At 70.5% G+C, this 26207-nt stretch carries 26 protein-coding genes and 1 pseudogene; 14 read left to right on the forward strand and 13 right to left on the reverse strand.

All coding sequences use genetic code 11. The features are described 5' to 3' along the window. Positions 1–91: 91 nt before the first annotated feature. Both ACGFH9_RS12745 and ACGFH9_RS12750 read right to left on the reverse strand, forming a co-directional pair. Positions 92–802: an RICIN domain-containing protein gene (locus tag ACGFH9_RS12745; RefSeq protein ID WP_393217971.1), complete on the reverse strand. Its 711-nt coding sequence runs from the start codon at positions 800–802 to the stop codon at positions 92–94. A 58-nt stretch (positions 803–860) separates the two neighbouring features. After that, positions 861–1331 carry an aminoacyl-tRNA deacylase gene (locus ACGFH9_RS12750; protein ID WP_393217974.1) on the reverse strand — a complete coding sequence of 157 codons (471 nt, stop codon included), beginning with the start codon at positions 1329–1331 and terminating at the stop codon, positions 861–863. A gap of 93 nt (positions 1332–1424) precedes the next feature. On the opposite strand from ACGFH9_RS12750, the gene ACGFH9_RS12755 reads away from it, so the two are divergent. From ACGFH9_RS12755 to ACGFH9_RS12770, 4 genes are all read left to right on the forward strand, one after another. Continuing rightward, the gene (locus ACGFH9_RS12755) at positions 1425–2822 is read left to right on the forward strand and encodes an FAD-binding oxidoreductase (protein WP_393217977.1); all 1398 of its coding nucleotides are present in this window, start codon (positions 1425–1427) and stop codon (positions 2820–2822) included. Beyond that, positions 2819–4162, forward strand: coding sequence for a class I SAM-dependent methyltransferase (locus tag ACGFH9_RS12760; RefSeq protein ID WP_393217980.1), 1344 nt, complete (start codon positions 2819–2821; stop codon positions 4160–4162). The genes ACGFH9_RS12755 and ACGFH9_RS12760 overlap by 4 nt, the downstream gene beginning before the upstream one ends. Positions 4163–4238: 76 nt before the next feature. After that, positions 4239–4601 (forward strand): hypothetical protein, encoded by a 363-nt coding sequence (locus ACGFH9_RS12765; RefSeq protein WP_393217983.1) that lies wholly within the window; start codon positions 4239–4241, stop codon positions 4599–4601. Continuing rightward, a complete protein-coding gene (locus ACGFH9_RS12770; protein ID WP_393217985.1) occupies positions 4594–5463 on the forward strand; it encodes an SRPBCC family protein in 870 nt (289 codons plus the stop codon). The genes ACGFH9_RS12765 and ACGFH9_RS12770 overlap by 8 nt, the downstream gene beginning before the upstream one ends. 119 nt (positions 5464–5582) lie before the next feature. On the opposite strand, the gene ACGFH9_RS12775 is transcribed toward ACGFH9_RS12770, so the two are convergent. After that, positions 5583–5900, reverse strand: a complete 318-nt coding sequence (locus tag ACGFH9_RS12775; protein ID WP_393217988.1) for a helix-turn-helix domain-containing protein — start codon at positions 5898–5900, stop codon at positions 5583–5585. Continuing rightward, positions 5897–6055: pseudogene (locus ACGFH9_RS12780) on the reverse strand (type II toxin-antitoxin system RelE/ParE family toxin); the annotation flags it as partial. The gene ACGFH9_RS12775 and the pseudogene ACGFH9_RS12780, both read right to left, overlap by 4 nt. A 119-nt stretch (positions 6056–6174) precedes the next feature. On the opposite strand from ACGFH9_RS12780, the gene ACGFH9_RS12785 reads away from it, so the two are divergent. The 4 genes from ACGFH9_RS12785 (at position 6175) to ACGFH9_RS12800 (ending at position 9823) form a co-directional block, all read left to right on the forward strand. Next, on the forward strand, positions 6175–6408 hold the full coding sequence (locus ACGFH9_RS12785; protein WP_355051967.1) for a zinc-ribbon domain-containing protein: 234 nt from the start codon (positions 6175–6177) through the stop codon (positions 6406–6408). Between the two features lie 7 nt (positions 6409–6415). Continuing rightward, the gene (locus ACGFH9_RS12790; RefSeq protein ID WP_355623211.1) at positions 6416–6589 is read left to right on the forward strand and encodes a hypothetical protein; all 174 of its coding nucleotides are present in this window, start codon (positions 6416–6418) and stop codon (positions 6587–6589) included. Positions 6590–6758: 169 nt separating this feature from the next. Next, positions 6759–9014, forward strand: a complete 2256-nt coding sequence (locus ACGFH9_RS12795; protein WP_393217991.1) for a putative bifunctional diguanylate cyclase/phosphodiesterase — start codon at positions 6759–6761, stop codon at positions 9012–9014. 50 nt (positions 9015–9064) lie between these two features. Then, positions 9065–9823 carry a MerR family transcriptional regulator gene (locus ACGFH9_RS12800; RefSeq protein ID WP_393217994.1) on the forward strand — a complete coding sequence of 253 codons (759 nt, stop codon included), beginning with the start codon at positions 9065–9067 and terminating at the stop codon, positions 9821–9823. 7 nt (positions 9824–9830) lie between these two features. Here ACGFH9_RS12800 and ACGFH9_RS12805 read toward each other — a convergent pair whose 3' ends face one another. The 3 genes from ACGFH9_RS12805 to ACGFH9_RS12815 form a co-directional block, all read right to left on the reverse strand. Next, positions 9831–10055: a hypothetical protein gene (locus ACGFH9_RS12805; protein ID WP_393217997.1), complete on the reverse strand. Its 225-nt coding sequence runs from the start codon at positions 10053–10055 to the stop codon at positions 9831–9833. A gap of 152 nt (positions 10056–10207) precedes the next feature. Continuing rightward, positions 10208–11755, reverse strand: coding sequence for an SLC13 family permease (locus ACGFH9_RS12810; protein ID WP_393218321.1), 1548 nt, complete (start codon positions 11753–11755; stop codon positions 10208–10210). A gap of 56 nt (positions 11756–11811) precedes the next feature. Further along, entirely contained in the window at positions 11812–13344 is a 1533-nt protein-coding gene (locus tag ACGFH9_RS12815; protein WP_393218001.1) for a gluconokinase, read from the reverse strand. Positions 13345–13588: 244 nt separating this feature from the next. Here ACGFH9_RS12815 and ACGFH9_RS12820 point away from each other — a divergent pair, with 244 nt between their 5' ends. The 4 genes from ACGFH9_RS12820 to ACGFH9_RS12835 all read left to right on the forward strand — a co-directional run bounded on the left by ACGFH9_RS12820 (position 13589) and on the right by ACGFH9_RS12835 (position 17833). Continuing rightward, positions 13589–14737: a hypothetical protein gene (locus ACGFH9_RS12820; RefSeq protein ID WP_393218003.1), complete on the forward strand. Its 1149-nt coding sequence runs from the start codon at positions 13589–13591 to the stop codon at positions 14735–14737. A gap of 45 nt (positions 14738–14782) precedes the next feature. Beyond that, positions 14783–15316, forward strand: a complete 534-nt coding sequence (locus ACGFH9_RS12825; RefSeq protein WP_393218006.1) for a hypothetical protein — start codon at positions 14783–14785, stop codon at positions 15314–15316. Positions 15317–15479: 163 nt separating this feature from the next. Then, positions 15480–16616 carry an epoxide hydrolase family protein gene (locus ACGFH9_RS12830; RefSeq protein WP_393218009.1) on the forward strand — a complete coding sequence of 379 codons (1137 nt, stop codon included), beginning with the start codon at positions 15480–15482 and terminating at the stop codon, positions 16614–16616. A gap of 167 nt (positions 16617–16783) precedes the next feature. Beyond that, positions 16784–17833, forward strand: coding sequence for a hypothetical protein (locus tag ACGFH9_RS12835; RefSeq protein ID WP_393218012.1), 1050 nt, complete (start codon positions 16784–16786; stop codon positions 17831–17833). Positions 17834–17863: 30 nt separating this feature from the next. Here ACGFH9_RS12835 and ACGFH9_RS12840 read toward each other — a convergent pair whose 3' ends face one another. The 6 genes from ACGFH9_RS12840 to ACGFH9_RS12865 form a co-directional block, all read right to left on the reverse strand. Next, positions 17864–18301, reverse strand: a complete 438-nt coding sequence (locus ACGFH9_RS12840; protein ID WP_393218015.1) for a VOC family protein — start codon at positions 18299–18301, stop codon at positions 17864–17866. Positions 18302–18493: 192 nt separating this feature from the next. Further along, positions 18494–21577 carry a DUF3427 domain-containing protein gene (locus ACGFH9_RS12845; RefSeq protein WP_393218017.1) on the reverse strand — a complete coding sequence of 1028 codons (3084 nt, stop codon included), beginning with the start codon at positions 21575–21577 and terminating at the stop codon, positions 18494–18496. A 90-nt stretch (positions 21578–21667) separates the two neighbouring features. Continuing rightward, positions 21668–22252 (reverse strand): macro domain-containing protein, encoded by a 585-nt coding sequence (locus ACGFH9_RS12850; protein WP_393218020.1) that lies wholly within the window; start codon positions 22250–22252, stop codon positions 21668–21670. Between the two features lie 30 nt (positions 22253–22282). Beyond that, positions 22283–22813 (reverse strand): flavoprotein, encoded by a 531-nt coding sequence (locus ACGFH9_RS12855; RefSeq protein ID WP_393218023.1) that lies wholly within the window; start codon positions 22811–22813, stop codon positions 22283–22285. A 66-nt stretch (positions 22814–22879) separates the two neighbouring features. Further along, positions 22880–23419 (reverse strand): cysteine hydrolase, encoded by a 540-nt coding sequence (locus tag ACGFH9_RS12860; protein ID WP_393218026.1) that lies wholly within the window; start codon positions 23417–23419, stop codon positions 22880–22882. Then, on the reverse strand, positions 23416–24597 hold the full coding sequence (locus ACGFH9_RS12865; protein ID WP_393218029.1) for a helix-turn-helix domain-containing protein: 1182 nt from the start codon (positions 24595–24597) through the stop codon (positions 23416–23418). Before ACGFH9_RS12865 ends, ACGFH9_RS12860 begins: the two co-directional genes overlap by 4 nt. A gap of 213 nt (positions 24598–24810) precedes the next feature. Between ACGFH9_RS12865 and ACGFH9_RS12870 the strand changes: the two genes are divergently transcribed. Then, complete coding sequence (locus tag ACGFH9_RS12870; protein WP_393218032.1) at positions 24811–25077, forward strand: hypothetical protein; 267 nt, start codon at positions 24811–24813, stop codon at positions 25075–25077. After that, complete coding sequence (locus ACGFH9_RS12875) at positions 25074–26123, forward strand: FAD-binding oxidoreductase (RefSeq protein ID WP_393218035.1); 1050 nt, start codon at positions 25074–25076, stop codon at positions 26121–26123. Before ACGFH9_RS12870 ends, ACGFH9_RS12875 begins: the two co-directional genes overlap by 4 nt. Positions 26124–26207: the final 84 nt, after the last annotated feature.

The following is a 26207-nucleotide window of genomic DNA, read 5'->3' on the forward strand; positions in this document are numbered from 1 at the left end:
AGCATCGCTGAGTACCAACTCGGCCTTCGGCCGCCCACGACCTGCCACCACCGCAGTCTACATTTAGATAACGAATTTCAGGCGCAGGACACTAGCCGACCGTCCACTGCTGGGCGGGGCGACCGTCGCAGGGCCGCTGCCGGATCTCGTCCCCGGCCTCGGCGCCGTCGTCCTCGGCCTGCGCGCACTTGCCGCTGTGCACCGCCACCAGCAGCACCGGGCCGGCGCCGGTGGCGGTGAGTCGCCACTGCTGGTTGGCCTGACCGTGGCAGGGGAACTGCATCATCCGCGCGCCGTCGTCACCGCTGCCGCCCTCGACGTCGAGGCACTGCCCGTGGGCGGCGTTGGTGAGCGTCGCCGCGTCCGGTCCGACCGGGTTGACCACCCACTGCTGCTCCGGTCCTCCGGTGCACGGGGCCAGCTCGGCCCCGGCCTTCTCACCGTCACCGTCGAGCCCGAGGCAGAGGCCCGAGGGCGACCGCAGCACGTGGGGTCCGGTGCTGGGGACGGCCGGCGTGGCCGACGGGGTCGGCGACGGCTCGGCCGAGGGCGTCGGGCTCGGCTCGGCCTCCGGGACGGTCGGCTCGGCCGCGCTGGACGGTGCGCCGACGGTCGCCGGCACCACCGGCTCGTCGTCGCCGTCGAGCAGACCGGTGGCGAAGACCACACCAAGGAGTACGCCCACCAGCCCGACCGCCAACGCCACCCGCAGCAGCGGGTCGGCCAGCGGCCCCGAGCTGGCTCGGCGCCGGCCGCCGTAGACGGTGCCGGCGGGGTCGGGGTGTTCCTCGGGGGTGGGCATAGGCGCCATCCTCACCCACGGCGGCGCGCCGGAGCCAGTCCGGCGACCGCGGCGGCGCTCAACGGGTGGGCTGCGGATCGGTGACGTCGGCCACAGTGGCGTCGAGGGCGGCGATGGCGGCGTCGGCGTTCACCGCGACGGCGAGACCCCGCTCGCCCGCACCCAGGGTGATCTCCCGGCCCCGCAGGCGCTCGTCGGCGATCACCGGCCACGCCGTGCTCGCGCCGAACGGGGTGATGGTGCCGCGCTCGTACCCGGTGGCGGCCAGCGCACCCGCCGCGTCCGGCATGGAGATGCGCTGCACACCGAGCAGCGCGCGCAGCTTGGGCCAGGAGACGACCCGGTCACCGGGAGTGAGCACGAACAGGTGGTCGTCCTCGCCACGGCGCACGACGATCGTCTTGACCACGTCCGGGATCGCCACGCCGCGGACGGCAGCGGCCTCCGCGAGACTGCCGACCGCGCCGTGACTGACCAACCGGTACGGCAGTCCGGCGGAGTCGAGTGCGACGATCGCGGGCGACGGCATGACCGCCACGGTAGCCGGCGGACCTGCTGTGGGGCGGGAAACAGCAGGCGAGGACATCCCACGATTTTCCGGGTCCAGGCGTAAGGTGATCACATGCGCGCTGAGCGTGTGGATCACCCCATTGACCATGATCAAGCGGTGGACACGTTGCGGCGGTCGTACGCCGCGGTGCCCACGGGCGAGCCTGTCCGGCTGGCCAAACGCACCTCCAACCTGTTCCGTCCCCGATCCGCTCCCCGCACTCCGGGCCTCGACGTGAGTGGCCTGAACGGAGTGCTCTCGGTCGACGAGACCGGGCGTACCGCCGACGTGCAGGGCATGTGCACGTACGAGGACCTGGTCGACGCCACGCTGCCGCACGGGCTGATGCCGTTGGTGGTGCCGCAACTGCGCACGATCACCCTGGGCGGCGCGGTGACCGGCCTCGGGATCGAGTCGACGTCCTTCCGCAACGGCCTGCCCCACGAGTCCGTACGCGAGATGGACATCCTGACCGGCTCCGGCGCGATCGTCAGCGCCCGACCGGACGGGGAGCACGCCGACCTGTTCCGCGCGTTTCCCAACTCGCTGGGCAGCCTCGGCTACGCCACCCGGCTGCGCATCGAGCTGCAACCGGTCGGCCGGTGCGTGGCGTTGCGCAACATCCGGTTCACTCAACTGGAGGCGCTCACCGACGCGATCGCCGAGGTGACCGCCACCCGATCCTGGGCCGGCGAGCCGGTCGACGCGCTGGACGGCGTGATGTTCAGCCCCGGTGAGGCGTACCTGGTGCTGGGTACCTTCACCGATACGGCCGACCCGCCCAGCGACTACACCGGCCAGGAGATCTACTACCGGTCGCTGCGTCAGCGCACCCGCGACGTGCTGACCGTGTACGACTATCTGTGGCGGTGGGACACCGACTGGTTCTGGTGCTCCGCGGCGTTCGGGGCGCAGCATCCGGTCGTGCGCAGGCTCTGGCCGGCGCGTTACCGGCGCAGCGACGTCTACCACCGACTGGTCCGCCTCGAACACCGGCACCAGGTGGCGGCCCGGATCGACCGGCTGCGCGGCCAGCCGGCCCGGGAACGGGTCGTGCAGGACGTGGAGATCCCGCTGGACCGGATGGCCGACTTCCTGCGCTGGTTCTCGGCCAGCGTGGGGATGACCCCGGTGTGGCTCTGCCCGTTGCGGTTGCGCGAGCCGGGGGGTCCCGGTTCCGCGCGTTCGTGGCCGCTGTATCCGCTCCACGCGGGGCAGGACTACGTCAACATCGGGTTCTGGGGGAGTGTGCCGATCGCGCCCGGCGCCGCCGACGGCGACGTCAACCGCACGATCGAGCGAAGGGTGTCGGAGTTGGGCGGGCACAAGTCGCTCTACTCCGACGCGTACTACGACCGGGACGCCTTCGATCGCCTCTACGGCGGCGAGACCTGGCGCGCGGTGAAGGACCGCTACGACCCGGACCACCGGCTGACGGGACTGTACGAGAAGGCGGTAGCACGAGCATGAGCCTGACCGACCGAGATCAGGGGGCGGCGAGCGTCCCCGCCACCCCGCCGGCGGGGGGCCGGCGCACCGGTCCGACCGTCGCGGATGTCGTCCGCGCGGTCACCGGCGGGCCGTTGCCGATCCGCATCGTCGGGTACGACGGCAGCGCCGTCGGGCCGACCGATGCCGGCATCACCCTGTCGATCCGTTCCGAGCGGGGACTGTCGTACCTGCTCACGGCCCCCGGCGACCTGGGCATGGCCCGGGCGTACGTCAGCGGCGACCTGGCGTTGCAGGGGGTGCACCCGGGTGACCCGTACGAGGCGCTGCGGGTGCTCAAGGACGAGCTGCGGCTGCGCCCACCGTCGGTGGCCGACGGCGTGGCGCTGGTGCGGGGGCTGGGCTGGGAGCGACTGCTGCCGCCGCCGGCCCCGCCGCAGGAGGCCCAGCCGCGCTGGAAGCGGGTGATGAACGGGCTGCGGCACTCCCGGGTCCGCGACAGCACGGCGATCTCGCACCACTACGACGTCTCGAACGCCTTCTACGAGAAGGTGCTGGGCCCGTCGATGACGTACACCTGCGCGGTGTACCGCTCCCCGGACGACACCCTGGAGAAGGCCCAGTCGGCGAAGTACGACCTGGTCGCCGGCAAGCTCGCGCTGAAGAAGGGCATGCGGCTGCTGGACGTGGGCTGCGGTTGGGGCGGCATGGTCCGGCACGCCGCGCGCGAGTACGGCGTCAAGGCGCTCGGGGTGACCCTGTCGAAGGCGCAGGCGCAGTGGGCGCAGGCCGCGATTGAGCGGGAGGGTCTGACCGAGCTGGCCGAGGTGCGGTACCTGGACTACCGGGACGCGCCGGCGGAGCAGTTCGACGCCATCTCCTCGATCGGGTTGACCGAGCACATCGGGGTGCGCAACTACCCGTCCTACTTCGGCGCGCTGCGGTCGCGGCTGCGCACGGGCGGGCGGTTGCTGAACCACACCATCACGCGGGCCGACAACCGGGCGCCACACCGCTCGGGCGCGTTCATCGACAGGTACGTGTTCCCGGACGGCGAGCTGGCCGGCCCGGGTCGGCTGATCAGTGAGGTGCACGACGCCGGGTTGGAGGTGCACCACGAGGAGAACCTGCGCCAGCACTACGCGCTGACGCTCGCGGCCTGGTGTCGCAACCTGGTGGAGCACTGGGACTTCTGCGTCTCCGAGGTGGGCGCGGGGACCGCCCGGGTGTGGGGTCTCTACATGGCCGGCTCGCGGATGGCGTTCGAGCGCAACGGCATCCAGCTGCACCAGGTGCTGGCCACCCACAACGGCCCGGACGGTGTGAACGGCTACCCGCTGCGACCCGACTGGTTGCCCTGATCATCTGCTGAACGTCGCCTGAAGCCGCGTCGAGAAAGTCGGCGCGGCTTCTCGCACAGCGATTGACAAACAAGTTTTGCGCAAGGTCCGGGGCATCACCGAGGGCATCTACCAGGCCGCCGCCCGGTCCTACTGGCTCTCACCACGGCTGGTCGGCCGCATCGGGCTGCGCCGCGCCCGTGACGAGCTGAGCCTGGGCTACCTGCTCGACCTGATGGAGGAGGTCCAGGCCGACGTCGCCGCCCTGGACCGGACGGCGCCCGAGCTGCCCTCGATCGGCGTGTCCGGCGAGATCCGGGTGCCCGCCGAGCGGCGACAGGAATTCCTGCACGACCTGCAAACCGCACTTCAGGACCTGTTCACCCGCTACGGCGGCAGCGAAGGAGATGCCTTCAAGCTGGCCGTCGCCTGCTATCCGAAAGGGAACGACGATGAGTGAGCCGTTGAAGGTGCAAGCCCGCCTCTCCGCGCCCGTGGAGCGCGTCCGCCAGGCCCTGACCGACCCGGCCGAGCTGCGCCTCTGGCTGGCCGAGCACGCCGAGGTCGAGCTGCCCGAGCGGTACGAGTTCTGGGGTCGCTACACGCCCGAGGGCGACGCCCCGCATCAGCGTCTGCTGCACGCCGACGACGACACGCTGCGCTTCGCTTGGCTGCTCGACGGTGTGGAGACCACCACCGGGTTCCAGCTCGCCGACGACGGTCCGGACGCCACGGTGCTCACGCTGACGCAGAGCCACTTCGACTTCGCCGAGGCGATGAGCGGCTCCAGCATCCGGGGCGTGCTCCAGACGTACTGGGCGCTGTCCATCGCCAACCTGGCCGCGCACCTGGAAGGCAGGCCGCTGCTGCCGCGCACCGACTTCACCTCCGCCGACCTGCGCGGTGAGCTGGTCATCGCCGCACCCGCCGACAAGGTGTGGGAGTCCCTCACTGACTCCGAGCAGGCCAGCGCCTGGTTCGGCTACCCGATCGGGATCGAGCCGTGGGTCGGCGGCCGGTACGCCATGGGCGGCTTCGAGCAGGGATACGCCGCCAAGATCGTCGACCTGGAGCCCGGCCGGAGGATGTCCGTCGACTGGGGACCGACCGGCGTCACGAGCTGGGAGCTGGCCGAATCCGGCGGTCGCACCACGCTCACCTTCGTGCAGAGCGGCTTCGACGAGACCAACCCGCCGTACGCCGCCTGGTCCGGCTCGGTGGCCGGGCTGTTCGAGCTGCGCCGCTTCCACGAGATGGCGGCCTGGCAGCCGATCTGGCTCGCCGAGGAGGTCCCCGGCCTGGAGCCCCAGCCCACCCTCTGACCGTCCCGCCATGATCGTGCTCGATCAGGGATGTAGTGGCCCCGTTTGCGCCATTGGCCACTACGTTCTGGATCGAGCACGATCTTGTGGGTGGGGAGAGAGTGTTGCCCGCAGGCGGCTCACGCGATGGCGGAGATATCACCGTCGTCGAAGTAGATGGCCTGGTGGAGTCGACCGCCGAGGGCGACGGCGTATCGGGCCACCACCTCCTGGCCGGAAATCCGGCCCTGCTCGATCTGGGACACCCGGCCCTTCGTGACGCCCATGCGCTCGGCGATCTGCTGCTGAGTGAAGCCGCGGGCTCGTCGTACCTCGGCGAGTCGGTGTCCGACGACCTGCGCGAGCAGTTCCTGCTTTCCGGCTTCGACGGCCTCCTCGCCACCGGCCCGCTGTACGTACTCCGACCGAATGTCCGACCACCGCACATGCCCAGTCATCGCTGGCCCCCCTCCTGCTGTGCGCGTTCCTTCAAGTAGATCTCGTAGCGTTGCTCCGCGAGCGGGACGGCCTGTTGATACCAGCTCTGCCACCGGCCTGCCTTGTCGCCCGCGACCAGCAGAATGCTTGCGCGCCACGGGTCGACGACGAAGACCTCCCACTCATCTTGCGGCATCCGGGGAGTATATCAATCGCTATACCGCCTTGTGCGGATCTTGCAGCTCGTGCGGCTGGTTCGGTGACTTTTCCGGGTGGAGTGGGTACTGCCGGGCGATGTTCTTCATCTTTGGTCTGCGTACCAAGGTCGACCGGTCCGGTGTCGTGCAGGAGGTCTGCCGCCACTGCGGTAACCACGCCGCGCAGGTGATCACCCGCCGGTCGACCAAGTTCACCCTCTTCTTCATTCCGCTCATCCCGATCCGCACCCGGTACGCGCAGCAGTGCACGTTCTGCGGAGCCGAGTACGAGATCGCCAAGTCCGACGCCCAGCGTCTGCCGGTCGGCTGAGCCGCAGATGGCCCGCTTCCTGTGCTGGCTGATCGGCCGACCGTCGTCGGACGAGGCCGTGGTGCACACCGCCGCCCGCCCGCCGTGCACTCCGGGCCGGCGACGACGCCGACCCGTGCGTCGACCCCTGGCCGGCACCGCGCTGCCCCGCTCACCCTGGAACCGCTCCGCCGGCCGCTGACCTGATCCGTCGGTCCGCGCAGGACTCAGGCCGCGATGATCGCCCGGGGAGGCCGCGTCGACCTGGATGTTCGGCCCTGGCGGCGTATTCCGGCGGTGGCTAGGCTTTCGGGGTTTGCCGTGGACCGGTCCGACCGATTGTGCACACACGACCAGGAGCCGGAGCGACCGTGTCGCGACAGGACGTGAAGCAGGCTGTGGGGCAGCTCAAGCCCGCCGGCCCGATCGGCGCGGGCTCGGTGATCCTCCTGGAGGCGTTCTGGCTGGTCGCGGCGCTCCCCGGTGCCGCGTTGGTCAGCGACGTGGGCGCGCTGCTGGTGGCCGGCTGGGCGACAGTCGCCTGCGTGACCGTCGCCCGTCGACATCCGACCCCACTGCGTAGGTTCTGGACCCTACTCGCCGTCACCATGGGGCTCGCCGCGTCGGGTCGGGCGATCTGGACGGTGCAGCGGCTCGCCGGTGGCGACCTGCCGCACAACGCGCTGGTCGGGGTGGTCTTCACCGCCGGCATCCTCACCGGCACCGCCGCGCTGCTCAGCTCACCGTCCGGGCCGCGGACAGCGGTCGGGCGTGCGCGGACGCTGCTGGACGGCGTGATCGTCGCGCTGGCCCTGGTACCGGTCGCGTGGGTGCTGGTGTTCCGTGGGGTCGCCTCCGCCGAGCTGGCCGACCCGGCGCGCACGCTGGGGCTCCTCTTTCCGATGTTCGACCTGATGCAGCTCACCATCCTGGTGGCGGTGGCCGGCCCGGCGCGACCGCTGTGGCGGCCGATGCGCCTGCTCGCGGCGAGCCTCACCCTCCGGGTGGTCGCCGACGTCGTGTACGTCTCGCTGGTCGCCCGTGGTGACTACGTCGCCGGTCACCCCATCGACCTGTGCTGGCCGGTGAGCTATCTCCTGATCGGCCTGGCCACCGGGAGCCCTCCACCGCCGGACTGCGACGGCATCGACGAGGCGGCCGAGTCTCCGCTGCCGCCGTGGTGGCGGGTGGCACTGCCGTACCTGCCGGTCGGTGGGGCGATCATCGCGGTGTTGCAGGCCCGCCGGCCCACCGGGCAGACCCCGACGCTGGTCTTCGTGACCATGATGGTGCTGCTCGCCGCCCTCGCGGTGCGTCAGGGGTTGGCCGCCAACGAGAATCTGCGCCTGGTGGCGCGACTGCGCCGGCTCGCGTACGGCGACCAACTCACCGGCCTGCCGAACCGGCTGCTGTTCAACCGACTGCTGCGTCTGGCTCTGCGCGACGGTCGGCCGGTGGCCGTCCTGCTGCTCGACCTCGACGGGTTCAAGCAGGTCAACGACCGGTTCGGGCATGCCACCGGCGACACCCTGCTGACCGGGCTGGCGGCTCGGATGCGGGCTGCCGTGGACGGTGACGGCACGATCGTCCGGCTAGGCGGCGACGAGTTCGCGGTGCTTGTCGAGGGGGACCGTCCGGTGTCCCCCGAGCGCCTCGCCGAACGGTTGCTGGACGCCCTGCGCCCCTCCGAGGGAGAGGAGGGCGTGGGCGTGCACCCGTCGGCGAGCATCGGCATCGCCGAGTACGGGCCGCAGCACGCCACCCACAGCGACCTCCTGCGCGACGCCGACATCGCCATGTACGCGGCGAAGGCCGCCGGTAAGTCGGCGTACCGCACCTGCACCCCGGCGTTGCGCGAGTCGGCCGTGTCCCGGGCCGAGCTGATCGCCGACCTGCGCCGGGCCGTCGACGAGGAGCAACTGCGCCTGGAGTTCCAGCCGATCGTCGACCTGGCCACCGGCGCGGTGCGCAGCGCCGAGGCACTGGTGCGCTGGCGGCACCCCCGCCTGGGGATGTTGCCGCCGGCGAGGTTCCTGCCGCTGGCCGAGGAGACCGGCTTGATCCTCCCGATCGACCGCTGGGTGATCCACGAGGCGTGCCGGGCGGCGGCGACGTGGCGGGAACGCGCGCCGGAGGCGACTGTCGCGGTGAACATCGCTGCGGCGCACCTGCGCCGACCGGACCTGATCGCCACTGTCACGGCGGCGACCGCCAGCGCCGGACTGGCACCACGGGCGTTGACGCTGGAGCTGACCGAGTCGGCGTTGATCGAGGGGACCGACTCGGTGTTGGAACGGCTGCACCAGCTGCGGGAGCTGGGCATCCAGATCGCCATCGACGACTTCGGCACCGGTTACTCGTCGCTGAGCTACCTGCACCGCATCCCGGCCACCGAGCTGAAGATCGACCGTTCGTTCGTGGCGCGGCTGGGGTCGGACGATCGGGCGTACGCCACGGTGGAGATGATCACCCGGCTGGCCGGCGCGTTCGACCTGGCGGTGATCGCCGAGGGGGTGGAGACCGAGCGCCAGCACGACGCGGTCACCGCCATCGGCTGTCCGCGCGGCCAGGGCTATCTGTACGGGCGACCGGACAGCCCCGCCACGGTGGGCCAGAATCGGGCTTGACTCTGACGTAACGGCAGGCGGCAGCCTGGTTCCCGGAAGGGAGGGGAACCATGGCGTACACGGTGGGTCAGGTGGCGAGGATCGCCGGCGTGACGGTACGGACGCTGCACCACTACGACGAGATCGGTCTGCTCTCGCCGAGCGGCCGGACCTCGACGGGTTACCGCCGTTACGACGACGCGGACCTGCAACGGTTGCAACTCGTCCTGTACTACCGCGAGCTGGGTTTCCCGCTTGAGGAGATCACCGCGATCATCGACGACCCGGCGGCCGACGCGGCCGCCCACCTGCGCCGCCAGCACGAGCTGCTGACGGTACGGATCAAGCGGTTGCAGGAGATGGTCACGGCGATCGAGTTCGCGATGGAGGCGAGCAAGTTGAACATCCAACTGACACCCGAGGAGCGGTTCGAGGTCTTCGGTGACTTCCGGCCGGAGGAGTACGAGGCCGAGGCGGAGCGGCGTTGGGGCGACACCGACGCGTACCGGGAGTCGAACCGGCGGGTGGCGCGGTACAGCAAGGACGACTGGCTGCGGAACAAGGCGGAGAACGAGGACTGGGGCCGGCGGATCGTGGCGCTGCTGACCTCGGGCGTGCCGGCGGACAGCCCGGAGGCGATGGACCTGGCCGAGGAGCACCGGCAGCTCATCAGCCGCTGGTTCTACGAGTGCTCGTACGAGATGCACATCGGGTTGGCCGACATGTACCTGGCCGACGAGCGGTTCACCGCGTACTTCGAGAACATCGCCCCCGGGCTGGCCGCGTACGTGAGCGAGGCGATCCACGCCAACGCGATCAGCCGGGCCTGACGGCGGTTCACTCCTCGACCGCTCCGCCGGATGGGGTCTGCCCGCCCCCGTCGCTCGGTCCGTCCCCGTCGCGCCCGCCGTCGGCCGGCGGCCCGTCGGGCGCGTACCCCGGGGTGGTCTGGTGGTCCGGGCCGGGACCGTCGGCGGTCGCCGGGCCGGTCGTTACCACGACCACCAGCGCGACCGCCATCGCGAGCAGGGAAGATGAGCGCTTCTTGTCGCTTTTCCTCACGTTTGCACGATAAGAAGCGGGGGAGGCGGATGGGGTTGCCGGGACGTCAGTCACCCGTCCGGGAGGGCTCGTCCCCGAAAGGGTGATGCCTCAGCGGCATCAAGATGACGCAGAGGCATCACGCTCAACACCGAACAGCGGCGCCCGCGCCGTCACACCACCAGATCGAGCAGGAGTACGCCGGCGAAGCCGATCACCGAGATGAGCGTCTCCATCACCGACCAGCTCTTGATGGTCTGCCCGACGGTCAGGCCGAAGTACTCCTTGACCAGCCAGAAACCGGCGTCGTTGACGTGTGAGAAGAACAGCGACCCACAGCCGATGGCGAGCGCCAGCAGGGCCACCCCGGGCCGGTCCAGGGTCGCGGCGAGCGGTGCCACGATGCCCGCCGCCGTGATGGTGGCGACCGTCGCCGAGCCGGTGGCCACCCGGATGCCGACCGCTACCAGCCAGCCCAGCAGCAGCGGGGAGAGGTTGGCGTCCTTGGCGGCGTCGGCGACCAGGTTGCCCACACCGGCGTCCACCAGCACCTGCTTGAATCCACCGCCGGCCGCCACGATCAGCAGGATGCCGGCGATCGGAGGCAGCGAACCTCCGAGCACCGACGAGACCTGGGACCTGCTGAAACCGGCCTGGTAGCCGAGGGTGAACATCGCCAGGATCACCCCGGCGAGCAGCGCCACGATCGGCGTACCGATGATGTCGAGCGTCTTTCGGCCCGCCGTGCCCTCGTCCAGCGTCAGCTCACCGATCGCGCGGAGCAGCATCAGCACCACCGGCAGCAGCACGGTGATCACCGCTGGCCAGAACGCCGGGGTACGACGAGCGGTCTCCGTGCCGCTGTCGTCCACCGGCTCGCCCGGTCGACCGCCGCCCGGGTTGACGAGATCGTCGTCGGTGAGCAGGTCACCGTCCACGTCGCGCCGATCCGTCGTTCCGGCGGTACCGGTCGTCCCGGTTGCGCCCGTGGGGTGGGCGGGCTGGCGGCGGGTGGGCAGCAGCGCGGCGGGTGCGGTCGCCGGCACGTAACGGGCGATGAGGTTGCCGAAGACCGGCCCCGAGATGATGACCGTGGGGATCGCGACGAGCAGGCCCAGCCCGAGCGTCAGGCCCAGGTCGGCGTCGAGCGACGAGATCGCCACCAGTGGGCCGGGGTGCGGTGGCACGAGGCCGTGCAGCACCGACAGGCCGGCCAGCGCCGGGATGCCGAGTTTCATCAGCGGTACGTCGGTCCGCATCGAGACGAGCAGCACGATCGGCACCAGCAGCACCACGCCGACCTCGAAGAAGAGCGGCAACCCGATGAGTGCCGCCACCCCGGCCATCGCCCAGGGCAGCGCGCGACCGGACACCCGGCCGACGACCCGGTTGACGATGCCGTCCGCGCCGCCGGACTCGGCGAGCAGCCCCCCGATCATGGCCCCCAGCGCGATCAGCAGCCCGACACCGCCGACAGTGGTGCCGACGCCACCGGTGAACGAGGCGATCATCTTGTCGGGCGCGACGCTGGCGACCACGCCGAGCACCGCCGCGCCGAGGATCAGCGACAGGAACGGGTGGACCTTGGCCCAGGCGATCAGCAGCACCACGGCGGCGATGCCGAGCAACGCGGCGAGGACGAGTTGGCCGTCGCCAGCCGTGGTGACCGGCTCGGCCGGCGCGGCAAGGACGGTCAGGGGTTCGACGAGGGGTGGGTGCACGGCGATCACGACCTTCTCCGGTGGGGGTCGGCCCGGGGGCGGGCCGGCCGAAGGGCCTACATCGGTTCGGCGGGTAGGCCGGGCGCCAGTCGACGCATCGACGTGAAGGTGGGCGCCAGCGCGTCGTACAGCTCGGCGAAGAGGGGCAGCAACGCCGCGTACGTGGCGGCGGCTGCCGGGTCGGGGCGGATGACCTCGTCGATGCGGACCAGATCGGCCGCCACGTCGATGCTGGGGATCAGGCCCAGCGCCTGCATGCCGAGCAGCGCGGCGCCGAAGCTCGACCCCTCGCGGCCGGCCGGGAAGCTCACCGGCATGCCGAGCACGTCGGCGAGCATCTGCCGCCACAGGCCGCTGCGGGCGAAACCGCCACCGGCCCGGATCTCGCGGACCTCGTTGCCGGCGGCACGTACGGAGGTGAGCACCAGCGCGAGCTGTTGGCAGACCCCCTCCATCGCGGCCCGGACGAGGTGTTCTCGGCGGTGCCCGTGGGTCAACCCGACGTACGCGCCGCGGGGCAGCGCACTCCAGTGTGGAGCACGTTCGCTGTGCAGGTACGGCAGCATGATGAGCCCGCCCGAGCCGGCCGGGGCGCGGGCCGCCAGGGCGACCAGCTCCTCCTCGGACTGCTCGCCCAGGTCGGGCGCGAGCGCCGAGCCGGCCCACTTGAGGACGATGCCGCCGTTGTTGATCGCGCCGCCGACCGCCCAGCGATCCTCGGTCAGCGCGTAGCAGAACACCCCGCCCAGCGGGTCCACGCTGGGGCGTTCGACCATGACCCGCAGGGCGCCGCTGGTGCCGATCGAGCAGGCCATGATGCCGGGGTGCACGGCGCCCAGACCCAGGTTGGCCAGCGGTCCGTCACCCGCGCCGACCACCACCGGGGTGCGCTGAGGTAGGCCGAGGGAGGTGGCGGCCTGCGGGGTGAGGCCGGGCAGGACTGCGGTGGTGGCGACCAGTTCGGGCAACTGCTCCTCGGTGATGCCGGCGACGGTCAGCGCCTCGGTGTCCCACTCGAGGGTGTGGATGTCCATCAGGCCGGTGGCCGAGGCGATCGAGTGGTCGACGACCAGCGCGTCGCAGAGTCGCAGCAGCACCCATTCCTTGATGCCGACCCAGTGCGCGACGCGTTCGAACAGCCTGGGCTCCTGCTCGGCGTACCAGAGCAGCTTGGGTAGCGGCGACATCGGGTGCACGGGCGTACCCGTGCGCCGGTGCAGGGCCAGCCCGGACGGCACGGCCCGCAACCGCTCGGCCTGGCGGGTGGCCCGGGAGTCGGCCCAGGTCACCGACGGCGTGAGTGGGTTGCCGGCCGCGTCGAGCCCGATCAGGCTGTGCATGGCGGAGCAGAAGGCCAGGCCGGCGACCGGCACGGTCAGCTCGGTCACCACGGTCCGGATCGACTCGACGACGGCGGCGAGGATCACCTCCGGGTCCTGCTCGGCGTACCCGGGGTGCGGGTCGTCGAGGGGGTACGCGGCCGAGTGGCTGGCGAGCAGCCGCCCGTCGGTGTCGTACGCCATGGTCTTGGTGCTCGTGGTGCCGATGTCGACCCCGACGACCACACCGGGCAGGGTGTCCGGCGGCATGACCCTCACCCCCTTCGTGCGGGCGGTGCGGCTGCGTCGCCACCCGGCTGCGGCTGACGTTACCGAGACAGCGACCACCCCGCACGACACGAGCGAAGGTGAATCGGCGCGGCAGTATCGCCCTATCGTCCGGGTTGCTCCACCGTTCGGATAGTTCGCCCGTCCTGGCGTGTCCCGGCGGACCATCACGACTGTTAATCCGAGTGCACCCCGGATTGGTGGCCTGCGCGGCGAAGGAGTCGGCGTGGCAAGGACTGAATCGACGGGTTCCACATGGCGGTACCGCTGGGCGCAGCGGCAGAACGTGCGGCGGGTCAGCACGTACCGCGGCGCTGAGACGGCGTGGCGGCGACGCGACGACGAGTTACGGCGGCTGCGCGCCCTGGCCGCCGACTTCCACGGTTCCGCGGCGGCCGGCGCGGGCCTTCCAATCGAACTCCTCGACGACGAGGTGGTGCTCTGGGCGCTGCCCGCCGCGCAGCTCGTCGAGGTGCGGCACACGACCGTGCTGCCCGCGCCCGACCTGACGGTCGCCGTGCCGGCCGCGCCGCTGCGTCCGCGTCGGCCGGACGGCGTACGCGTCACCGACGCCGGCGTGGCCGTCATCACCAGCCGTCGGTTGGTGCTGCTCGGCGGGCGCGGCCGGCGCGACTGGGCGTACGGCCGGATGACCGGTCTGGCCCACGACCCGGCAGCCCCGGTGACCCTCGTCCAGGTGCTGGACCGGCGGCGTACCTCCGGGCTGTTGCTGCCCACCGACGCGGCGGCGGACTTCCGGTTCAAGCTGACGCTCGCCTTCGCCGACTCGATCGAGCAGCGTGCCGCGGTGCTCGCCCAGCTCGACGAGCTGATCGCGGAACACGCCCAGCTCAAGCCGTTCCGGCCGGCGGCGGCCACGCCGGCGCAGGCCCGGCTCTCCTCGCTCGTGCCCGGTGGTCGTAGGTCCATCGCGGTGGCGGCGGCCGTCGCGCTGCTGGTACCGGCGGCGCTCGTCGACTCGAACCCGTCGCACCCGACACGTGGCGGGGAGGTCGCCGTGGCGGCCACGCCGGCACCGGCCGCCAGCGCGCCTCCCGCGCTGCTGCGGCCGGCGATCCCGCTGCCCGCCGCCACCACCGCGCCGAAACGGAAGCCGTCGCCACGCCCGTCGCCCAGCGCGACGTCCGGGCCGCGCTGCGGGGCGCCGGAGAACCCCCTGGGGTACGACTTCTGTGGCGGGACGCGGATCCGCAAGCCGGCCGCCGAGGTGTGCGACTGGTTCGACTGCGTGCCGCAGTTCTGGGCGGGACGGGGTTACCTGGTGCAGTGCCGGGACAGCTCGGTCAGTCTCGCGGGTGGGCGAGCGGACGCGTGCGCCCAGCATGAGGGCGTCCGGCGGACCGTCACGAAGTAACGCGTTTTGACCATAACGCTCGTTCAGGTCAGTCAGAATGATCGAGTGGAGATCCGATCCGACGACGGCGCCCGGGTGCGGATCCGCCCCGTCGGCTACCAGCCCGGCGTCGATCCGCCCGACGACCTCGACGCGGCCGCACCCGGCTGGCACGACTGGTTGCTCATCGAGGTGGACGCCCGCACCGCCGACGGTCAGACCTGGTCACACCACTATCCGAGCCTCATGGTCGAGGAGGCCCGCGCACTCGGTGGCTGGCTGCACGGGCAGGCCACCGCAGCCCTCGGGCTGAGCGCGCCGCCGGCGACGGTCCGGTTCACCGAACCCAACCTGGCGGTGCGCAGCCGGGTGCTGCGCCGCCGCCGGCTGGAGTTGATCGTGGAGTTCTCCGCCGAGTCGCTGCCACCGTGGATGCGCCGCCCGTCCACGGCGATCTACCCGCTGATCCTCACCGTCTCCGCGGACGCCCTGGCCACCGCCGCCGAGCACTGGGCCGAACACTGCGAGGCGTACCCACCGCGTACCCAGTCGCGGTTCCCGACCCAAGGGCCACAGCCGTACCGGCGGCGGGCGGGCTGACCGCCGGGCGCTGGTCGGCGGCGCGGGCCTGTGTAGGGTGACCGCCGTCAGCCGTGAGAGGAGGTGAGCCCGGTGACCACCCATCGTCATTCCTGGGCGCTCCTTTCGGCCGTCCCCCTCAGCTGACCTCTCGCGTCGGGGAGCGCCCTTCACCGGAGGACACATGTCTGTCTCCCCGTTCCGCATCGACGTTCCCGCTGCGGTTCTCGACGACATGCGGGCTCGACTGGCCCGTACCCGCTTCACCGACCGCAGCGGCACCCGACCGTGGCAGGGCGGCGTCGATCCCGACTACCTGCGGGACCTGGTGTCCTACTGGCACGACGGGTTCGACTGGTCAGCTCGCCAAGCCGAGCTCAACGCGTACCCCCAGCACCTGGCCGTCGTCGGCGGCCGCAAGCTGCATTTCCTGCATGTCCGGGCCGCGCGCCCGGCCGGCGCGCCCGCGCCGTTGCCGTTGATCCTCAGCCACGGCTGGCCCAGCAGCTTCGTCGAGATGCTGCCGCTGGTCGACCGACTGACCGACCCTGACCGGCCCGGCGGCGCGTTCGACGTGGTGGTGCCCTCGCTGCCCGGCTTCGGCTTCTCGGAGACACCGAACGAGCCGGTGACCCGGGCGCTGCTGGCCCGGACGCTGCACGAGCTGATGACCGACGTGCTCGGCTACGAACGCTACGGCGCCTTCGGTGGTGACGTCGGGGGAGTGGTCACCGGTTGGCTCGGCGCCCTCTACCCGGAGCAGGTGGTCGGTATCCACATGATCCATCCACCGTTCCCGGCCAGCTTCGATGCCCACCCGCTGTCGCCGGCCGAGCAGGCGTTCCTGGACGCCGAGGCCGCGTACGACGAGACCGACGGCGGCTACAGCGCCATCATGGGCACCCGCCCGGACACCCTGGCGGCGGCGCTCGCCGACTCACCCGCCGGGCTGGCCGCGTGGATCGTCGACAAGTACCGGGACTGGAGCGACAACCACGGTGACCTGGCGAACAGCATCGACCGGGACACCCTGCTCACCATCATCACGCTGTACTGGGTGACGGGCACGATCGGCTCGTCGTTCCGGCAGTACGCCGACTTCGACCACAACACGCCGCGACCCGACATCACCGTGCCCGCCGCGTTCACGGTGAGCACCGAACCCTCGCAGGCGAACTTTCCCCGCTCGATCGCCGAGCGGGCCTGCACGGACATCCGGCACTGGAGCGAACCGGGCCGGGGCGGGCACTTCATGCCGTTGGAGGAGCCCGATCTGCTGGCGGGTGAACTGACGCAGTTCTTCACCTCGCTGCGGCCGTAGTGCTGGCTCGGCGGCTGTTCCGGTTCGCTGCCGGAGCAGCCGCCGGCAGCGGGCTACGCGCTGCGTCCCGTCAATACTCTTCTTTCGGGCGCAACGGGATACATCGATCCCGGTCGCGTTGCCTGTCACGTACGTGAGCGGTTGTATCGCGTGTGACCGTGACCTCTGTGGCCCACGTCCCTTGGCGGACCGCCTGGGCCGAGCGCGAGAACGAGCGCCGGCAGCGCGCGTACCGGCACGCCACCGACGCCTGGCAGCGCCGCGACGACCACCTGGTCCGGCTCCGCATCGAAGCCGCCAGCTTCCTCGGGTGTACGCAGCCCCGCACCGGCCTGCCGGTGGACCTCGACGACGACGAACTCGTCTTCCGCGTCCTTCCCGTCGCCACGCTTGTCGAGGCCGAGGCGCGACACGTCCCCGGGCTACCCACACCGGGCTCGTGTTCCTTCGCTGAGCCCTCTTCCGAGGCGCTGCCGCCGGGCCTGCGGGCCGTCGACACCGGCATGGCCGTGGTGACCAGTCGACGGGTGGCCTTCGGCGGTCGGGAGCACCGGCGTGAGTGGCGGTACGACGACCTGATCGGCCCCGCCCACCACCCCGAAGTGCCGGTCACCCTGCTGCCCGACCACAGTCGACTCGCCGGACTGCTGGTCCCGCCCGGTGCCGTGGTGAACTTCCGCTTCTATCTCACCCTCGCGACCAGCGAGGATCGCGCCACCGTCATCACGCAGGTCGACGAACTGCTGACCGCCCACCGGGCCGCCCCGCCCGCGCCTCCTCTGTCGGTGGGGCCCGACGACGCGCCGCCGACGGCGGTACGCCCCGACCGGCGGGTGGTCAGTGCCGCCGCCGTCGCCGCAGTGGTGTTCGTGACGCTCGGACCGGGCGCTCTGGGCCCTGGCGCGGCAGGTCCCGTCGGCCCGGTGCCTTCGGCGGAGATCGTCGCGTTGAACCTGCCGAGGGCTCGGGCGGCGCTCGTCCCGATCGGGCTCGTCGGGCCGGTGCCAGCCAGGACGCGGGTCGGCTCGGCCGTCAGTGCCGTATGGACCGCTCCGCCCGCCTCGACTGTCCGGCCGTCCGCCGCGTCGGCCTCACCGACGTCGACCCCGACTCCGACGGCTACGCCCTCACCGGACCCGGAGTCGCTGGCTGTCTGTCTGGACGCCCTTCAGCTGCCGGTGTTGGACCCACTGCTCTGCCCGTCCCCGGCGCCGTGATCGGCGTCATCGCTGGTTGCCGCCGCTTGCTCAGTTCATGGTGCTGAAGTCGGGGACGGTGAGGGAGCCGTCCTCCGCGAGGGTGAAGCCCGGGTTCCAGGCGATCTCCCACAGGTGACCGTCCGGGTCGGCGAAGTAGCCGGCGTAGCCGCCGTAGAAGGTCTCCTGGGCCGGCTTGGTCACCGTCGCGCCTGCCGTGGTCGCAGTCGCGATCACCTCGTCGACCTCGGCTTGTGAGCGGACATTCTGGGCGAGCGTGATCCCACCGAAGCCATCGCTGGCTGGGTCGTCGATGCCGGCGTCGGCGGCGAGCTTGTCGCGGCCCCAGAGGACGAGGGCCAGGCCGCCGGCCTGGATGAAGACCGTCCCCTCGACCTCCTGGCCCCGCCAGCCGAGCTGCTCGTAGAACGCCTTCGCGCGGGCCACGTCCGCGACTCCGAGGGTGATGAGGCTGATCCGCTGCTCCATGGGCTCCAACCTAACGCGCGATCAGCTCGGTCTGGCCCGGGAGGCCGATGTGCTGTTGAGCGGTATACCTCAGAGGTATAAATATGACTCTGAGGTATACCGCTCAATACCGCGTCACCCCGACGCAGGTGGCCGACTGTCACCGCCGGCCACGCCCACAGCCCAGCCCAGGCCGGGTCGGGGCTTGCTCATCTAGGCGGCGATTGTTCGGGCGGTGGCGTAGACGTCGGCGGGTAGGGCGTGGTGGAGCTGCCACAGGACGCGCATGGGTCGGTCGCCGGTGTGGGACTTGTACGTCATGGTGCCGGCGTAGAGGTACGGCGGTGCACCTAGGTCACGGTCGGCGATACGGGTTTCCCGAACGAAGAGGTGCACTGTCGAGCCGCCCGACGTGTAGCGCTGCCCGGTCGCCGACGCCGCCGAGGTGGTGCTCTGTGACTCCCACTGGAACACCGTTTCGGTGATGGCCCGGTCGGCGTACATGGTGGTGGGGGAGTAGTGCGCCTCGGACTTCACCAGGGTGACGAAGAACAGGTCGGCCTGGGCGTCCGGCAGCCACTTCACGCCCTCGCGCAGCGACCCCGGGTTGGTCATGCCGAAGGCGGCGCACGCCTCGTTGCGGCTGTACCGGGCGTGCACCCGCAATGGCACCGCCCCGGCTGCGAGAGCGGGCGTGACCCGGTGGATGCGCTCCCGCAGCACCTCGGCGACCTGCCGCAACTCGGCACACCGCGCCGGCTCCTTCCACAGCCGTGCCAGCCGTTCGTCGCGCGTCGCCAGCGGGGCGTTCGGCCCCCAGAGGCTGAAGTGCAGCATGTCCAACAGTCGGCTGCTGCCCACGTACACCTGCTGACCTGGCGCGGGCGGTCCGGCCGCGACCTTCGTCAGCAGCTCCAGCCGGTCGGTGTCGTCGGTGTGCAGCATGCGACCGATGGCGCGGCCCAGCTCGCGGTCGTCCGGGCCGGGTGCGGCCGTCTCGACGCCGGCGAGCCGCCGCAGCCCGGTCCAGCCGCCGATGCTGGCTGATCGGTACACGTCCTCGATCTCCAGGCCGGTCTCGCGCAGGAACGTCGCCAGGGTGACGTCACCGAGTTGCCGCAGCTCAGAGACCAGGCCGGCCTTCGAGGTGGGCAGTGCGCTCTTCAGGTTGGCGAGGACGACCTCCTTCGCCACCCGGTCCAGCTCGACGTGGCAGCCGCTCGGCAGGCTCGGGAAGTCGTCGCGGACGGCCTCGGTGATCGCCCGGCGGCTCACCCCGGTCAGGGCACGCCAGCGCAGGTCGAAGCGGAAGTTGGCGTTCTGCCCGCCGATGAAGTCGAGCACCGTGAGGCAGGGCTTGTCGTCGTCGAGGCGCAGGCCACGGCCGAGCTGTTGCAGGAAGATCGTGGCGCTCTCGGTGGGTCGCAGCATCAGGATCGTGTCGACCATCGGCAGGTCGACGCCCTCGTTGAAGAGGTCCACGGTGAAGAGCACCCGCAGCTTGCCGGCCTTGAAGTCCCGCAACAGCCCGGCCCGGTCGGTGCCGGCCCGCGACGTCACCGCCGCAGCCGGTACGCCGTGGTCGTTGAACCACTTGGCCATGAACTCGGCGTGTCCGATGCTCACGCAGAACCCGAGTGCTCGCATCCGCCCCACGTCCACCTTGTCGCTGACCGCGCGCAACACCGACCGCGCGCGTGCGTGGTTGCCGGTGTAGACGACGTCCAGGTCGGTCGGGTCGTAGCCTTGGCCGCGTTTCCACGCGAGGTGCGACAGGTTCACGTCGTCGTGCAGCCCGAAGTACTGGAACGGCGCGAGCAACTGCCGCTCCAACGCGTCCCACAGGTGCAGCTCAACCGCCGCGCGCCCGTCGAACCACCGGCGCACGTCGCCGCCGTCGGCCCGGTCGGGGGTCGCGGTCAGTCCCAGGAGTACGCGGGGACGTAGCCGCTCCAACAGCCGCGTGTACGTGGGCGCTTCGGCGTGGTGGAACTCGTCGACGATCACCATGTCGTACGCCTCGGGGTCGACCTCACGCCGGTGCAGCGACTGGATGGAGGCGAAGACGTGCTTCCAGCCGTTGGGCTTCTCGCCCGCGACAAGGGTTTCGCCGAAGCTGCCGTCGCCCATGACCTGCCGGAACGTGGACAGGCTCTGCCGCAGGATCTGCTCCTGATGAGCGACGAAGAGCAGCGAGTCTGCCCGGTTAGCGCGGTGCAGCCGGCGGTAATCCAGTGCAGCAACGACTGTCTTGCCGGTGCCCGTCGCCATCACCACCAGGTTGCGCCAACGCCCGTGCACCAGGCGCTCGGCGTCCAGGTCGGCCAGGATCTCTGCCTGGTACGGGTACGGGCGCACGTCCAGGTTCGAGATCTCGGTCGGAGTCTGGTCTCGCCGCTCCCCGGTGAGTGCGTGCCGCAGCCGCTCGGCGTCCCGGCTCGCGTCGTACGCCTCGAACGCCGGATCGTTCCAGTAGTCCTCGAACGTCGCAGTGAACGTGTCGATGACGTGCGGCTGCTCCAGGTTCGAGATGCGGACGTTCCACTCCACGCCGTCCACCAGCGCGGTCTTCGACAGGTTCGACGAGCCGACGTACGCGGTGGTGGTGCCGTTGGAGCGGCGGAACAGCCACGCCTTGGCGTGCAGCCTTGTGGTCCTCGTCTCGTACGAGACCTTGACCTCGGCGCCCAGCTCGGCGAGCCGGTCGAGCGCTCGCTGATCGGTAGCGCCGAGGTAGGTGGTGGTGATGACGCGGACCCTGCCGCCTCGGGCGATCAGCTCGCGGATGGCCTGCTCGACGATGCGCAGGCCGTACCACTTGATGAACGCGCAGAGCAGATCGACGCTCTCGGCCGACGCCATCTCGTGGTTGACCTCGTGGCCGATGCGGGGCTGGTGCCGGCCGTTGACCAGTAGCGCGCCTGTGGAGAGGGGAGTGGTGGGGCGCTGCGGGAAGGCGGGCTGCGCGGGTGGGGTTGGCGGGGCGGCGATGGCGTGGAGCAGGTGCTTTGCGTCTGTTACCTGGTCCTGGTCTGTCGCTGCCTTCGGGCTCAGGGTGGCGATGGCTTCGGCGATCTGGTTCGCCATCTCGACCTGGTGGCGGAGCTTGTCGTCGCCGCTGGGGACCGCTTGCAGGGCTCTGGCGGCCAGGGCGGCGATGTGGCGGGCGAGGGTGTGGTGGGCGTCGGCGGGGTCGAGGTTGTGGTGTTGGATCAGGGCGGGATCGACGTGCTGGAGGCGAGTGGCCAGCTCACGTGTGATCAGGTGCTCGTACACACCCCGCTCAAGATCCGTCATTCGAGCAACCTAAGCACACGACCCAGCTACAGGTGGGGCACGGCGACCGTTCGCATAGGCAGAAGTTGTCGCGTAATTGTCGAGGCCGCCTCACCCGAGTGGCGACTCACGCAAGTCGTCGTGCTCGGCTCGGGTAGCGGTCGGTGGCCTGGATGAGCGTGACGCGACCGGGGTCAGCGGTGGACTTTTGGCCACTATCGGCATGTCGGCCGGGTCGGGTGCGCCCTCCGGCCGGAAGAGCAGGACCCGCACGTCGGGGGTCTCGGCGAAGGCGCCTTCGATGAGGGGCCGGACATCTTCCCAGTTGAGTCCACCGTTGCCGCAGCCCAGGGCGGGCATCGCCACAGAGGTGATCTTCCGCTCACGAACCACGCGGACGAGATCGGACAGTCCGGCTCGAATGTCGTCGAGCTTCGAGTTGGCCCGCCAGTGGCCCTTGGTGGGGAAGTTGATCACATATCTGCGCGGGCCGAGTCGCGTTGATTCGAAGACGAACATTCGCCCCAAGGCGACGTGGTTCTCCCGGCATGCCGTGCGGTAGGCCGCGTAGTTCGCTGGGTAGGCGCGCTTGAACTGAAGAGCGATGCCCTTGCCCATGACTCCGACCGTGTTGACGGCGTTGACGAGCGCGTCCGCCTCGGCGGTCAGTAGGTCGCCATGGCTGACGATGATCATTCGCGCACCTCCTCCGGGTGTTTACCCGTATTACCAGCCCGGTCTGACATCGCGAATCTCTCGTAGCGCCCCGATGACCACGTCCCAGCGGTCCTCCTCGGCCGCAGGGTTCAGCGCCATACCGTCGGCAACCTTGACACCAGCGCCACGTAACGCTGCTACGTGAGGCGCGTAGGCCGGATGCGCGGCCAGCTCCGCCTTGACGTGTGGAAAGGCAAAGATCGGTAGACCCGCGCCCAGCGACTCATTAAGCACGCCCAGCGCCAGGGTGTCGTTGATGCCCAGCGCCCACTTCGTCACCGTGTTGAACGTGATGGGCGCGGCCACCACTACGTCTGCCGGCGGGTGCGGCTCCGGGTCGCCGGGCATCCGCCACTCCACACGGACGAGGTAGCCGGTCTTTTCTTGCAGCGCCGCTCGGTCGAGCCATGTCGCGGCCGTAGGACTGGCGATCATGCAGACCCGCCATCCGTCGGCAAGCAGCAGGTCGACCAACTCGTCGATGTGTTCCGCCGGACCGGCGGCGCAGACGACCAGATACAGCACCGGACCTTCTGTCATGCCCGCAGTCTGCCCGAGCCAGATGATGCGCGATCGAGCGGACACGGACCGGATCCTCGGCACCTCTCAGAATTTGATTCGCACGTCTTCGGCAGTGATGAGCTGCCCGGCGCCGATGAAGCGGCGCGCAACCAACAGACCGGCCTCATGTGCCGGTTGCCCGCCGTGGCTCCCAGACGCGTCCGTCACCAGCCACGGCGTCAGGTCGCGCTCGAAGGCGTCAACTGCTGACTTCAGCACGCAGCTCTCGGTCGCCAGGCCACAAAAGACCAGGTCAGTCCACCCCTCCTGCTCCGTCAACGCCGCACCGGCAGAGGAGAAGTATGAGTAAATCTTCTTGTCGATCACCGCTTTGGCGCGGCCAGCATGCTCTGCCAGCTCAGGCACGATCTCCGTCTCGGGTGGGCTCTGCACGGAGGACCAGTGGATCAGTCGTTCGAATGGGCTGTCGGGGTAGTTGTGGTAGCGGGTGAACACCACCGGCCGCCCGGTCGTCTCCCAGTGCTCCACCAGCTCGACGACTTTCGGGATGACACCCCGACTTCGATCGTTGATGAAGCCGTTCTGCATGTCGATCACGATCAGGGCGGCACGCGTCTCGCTCATGCGTCGACTCTGCCACTCAACTCCGCGGTCTCGCGAAGGGCGATCTGGGCCTGCATCAGACGTGCCGGGAGGCCGCTCGTCGAGAGCGCCGCGTCCCGCATCATGCAGTGTTGCGTTGTCTCGCGTGCCCTGGCTGTGGTCAGCCGTGAGTGGGCCGCGCGTAGGAAGCGCCAGCCGAACTCTGGTGGCATGTCCGGGTCTCGCCCGTCTTCGACCTGACGCTGGATGTGGCGGCAGTACGCCCAGAGCATCTGCACGTCGACCTCGCAGGACACGAGGTCGTCGACCATGAGGGCTTGCTCGGGGGAGATGGCGTGGTAGGCCAGGCCCGCCCAACTGGCGAAGCCCAGGGAGACGCCATGGACGCCGAAGGGCTGGACTGACGGCTGTGCGAAACCCTGGGCCAGCAACCGGCGTTCGACGTGGTCGTCGACCGGTTCGGGACGAGGCTGTGCGCGGCGGTTGACCAGCACGGACGGCAGGCTCATGAGGCGTAGCGCGTTCTCTAGCTCGTCACCGGTCCATGCCGACTCCTTGAGGACGTACATCGACAGGACGTACTCGGGCGCGACGGGCTCCGAGGACGGAGGAGGCGAGAGAAGCCCCGCAACCTGGCCGGCCGTCCACGGCACGTCCTCCTCGTAGGTGGCGTATCGCCATGCTGCCAATGCGGCCAAGGTGGGGAAGTGCAGTTCCTGCATGACGTGCAGGACCACGACGCCGCAGGCAAAGACGTGGGCGGTGCACGTTCCCTCCGGGTGGGGCAACCCGGCGACCGTCACCTCCAGCCACTCGTGGTGACGTGACTTGAAGGCTTCTTGCGCTGCCAGTTCCGCGGCTGCGGATGCGCCGATATAAACCGGAATGAACTTGTGGGACTGAACCCGGTAGCCACTACTGACGGGGTGGTGCTGAGGAACGGCTCTGTTGGTGGTGCTGACGAATCGATCTGCCGCCTGACTGCCGGCTCTGCTCAGCACCGTGTCCAGTGCGGCCTGCATCTCGGGTCGAGGGTGAACCGCTTCTCGGCCAGCCTCCCACTTGGAGACAGTGCGCTCACTGACGCCGAGGTTCTCTGCGAAGTCGCGAATGCTCATGCGCAGCGCTTGTCGCAGCGCACGGGTTTCGCGACCTGTCCACGCTTCGACGGTCGGCAAAGTTCTCGCCTCCCATCGCATCCTGGCCGCTTTGGGCAGCCTATCGGCTCTGGGTGCAGCGTAGGTACAGCGCAGATACAGCGAGTAGTCATACCGGGAGACCGAGGCCTTGGCGAGGGTGGATGCATGGCCCGGGGCGGGTGCTGGCTCCGGAGTTGTGCCGGCCCTCAACGGCGCAACCCCGCACCCGCCCGCCCCGGCGCCACCCGATCCGTCACCATACTCGGAGCCGCCATGACCACCCCGCAAGAACCAGAAGGTGCCACGACCACGGCTGACATCGTCGAGCGTTGGCTGCGGCTGGTGGCGGCGGACGCGGAGCTGTCGCCGTACCTCATCGGGGTTGATCTTGATGGGTTCGCCGCGCACCTCACCGCGAGCCTGGCGCGCGGGCTCGACGGCGAGGCGACCCAATGGCGTGGCCTGGGGTTGTCGGAGGCGCAGCATCGGCGGATCGTCGACTACCTGCCGGACGATCAGGCCGCCGAGGTGAGCGCGTGAGCCTCGCCGCCGCCTGGGCGGCAACCGACGACCGGGCTGCCGCCGACTTCTGGTGCGCCCTGGAGGACCACCGCCCCGGCCTGCTGCCCAACAGCGAGGCGTCGCTGTTCTTCGCCACGCTTGGCAGTCTCGTGGCCGGCGGCGACGACCGGGCGGGTCGGGCGGCGCTGCTCCTGGTGCTCGGCCGCGCGTACCGTCGCTATGACCTGCTCCCATACGCCACCACCGTCAGCGACGCGCTGCTCGCCACCGTCGCTCGCCACGGAACGCAGCCACTGTGGAAGGCGGCCGCGGACCGCGCCACGCGCGCCATTCGTCGGGTCGCCGCCCAGGTCGGCGACGGCCCGGCGTGGTGGCCCGCCCAGGTGATCGGCCACGAACGGCCGTCGCCCGGCATCGCCATCCTGACCGTACGTCCCTGGCGCCGGCTGCCCCACCACCCCGGCCAGGCCGTCCCGGTCTGCACACCACGCCTGCCCGGTCGTTGGCGCTGGCTCTCGCCGGCCAACGCCCCACGCGCCGACGGTACCGTCGAGCTGCACGTCCGCGCGGTAGCCGCCGGTGCCGTCTCCCACCGCCTGGTTCAGCAGGTACGCCCCGGCGAGCTGATCTGGCTCGGCCCACCCGGCAACACCGGCCTGAGTCTCGACCGGTCGAACACGAACGACCTGCTGCTCGTCGCCGGTGGCACCGGTCTCGCGCCGCTGCGCGCCCTGGTCGAACAGGTCGCTACCGCACAGGCCGGCCGGCGGGTGACGCTGATCGTCGGCGCGCGCGCCTTCGTCGACCTGTACGACGCGACGGCCCTCGACAAGCTGCAATGCGCCCACGACTGGCTCACCGTCGTGCCGGCGTTCTCCGACGACCCCTGCGCCGAGCCGGCCGAGCAGGGCGACGCCCTCACCATCGCCCTCGACCACTACCGTCCCGACCAGGACGTCTACCTGTGCGGGCCGCCCGGGATGCTTGCGGGTGCCCGGTCACGGCTGCTGGCCCTCGGCATCCCCGCCACCCGCGTCCACACGCCCGCGACCTTCACCCGCTGACGGGCGGACCCCGCGAGGTCAAATAGATTCACTTTCCCCTATCCGAAAACACGAAAAACTCAGACCCGGCCCTGGCCCTCGCCT

The sequence above is a fragment of the Micromonospora sp. NPDC049102 genome (assembly GCF_043197485.1).
GTDB lineage: Bacteria > Actinomycetota > Actinomycetes > Mycobacteriales > Micromonosporaceae > Micromonospora.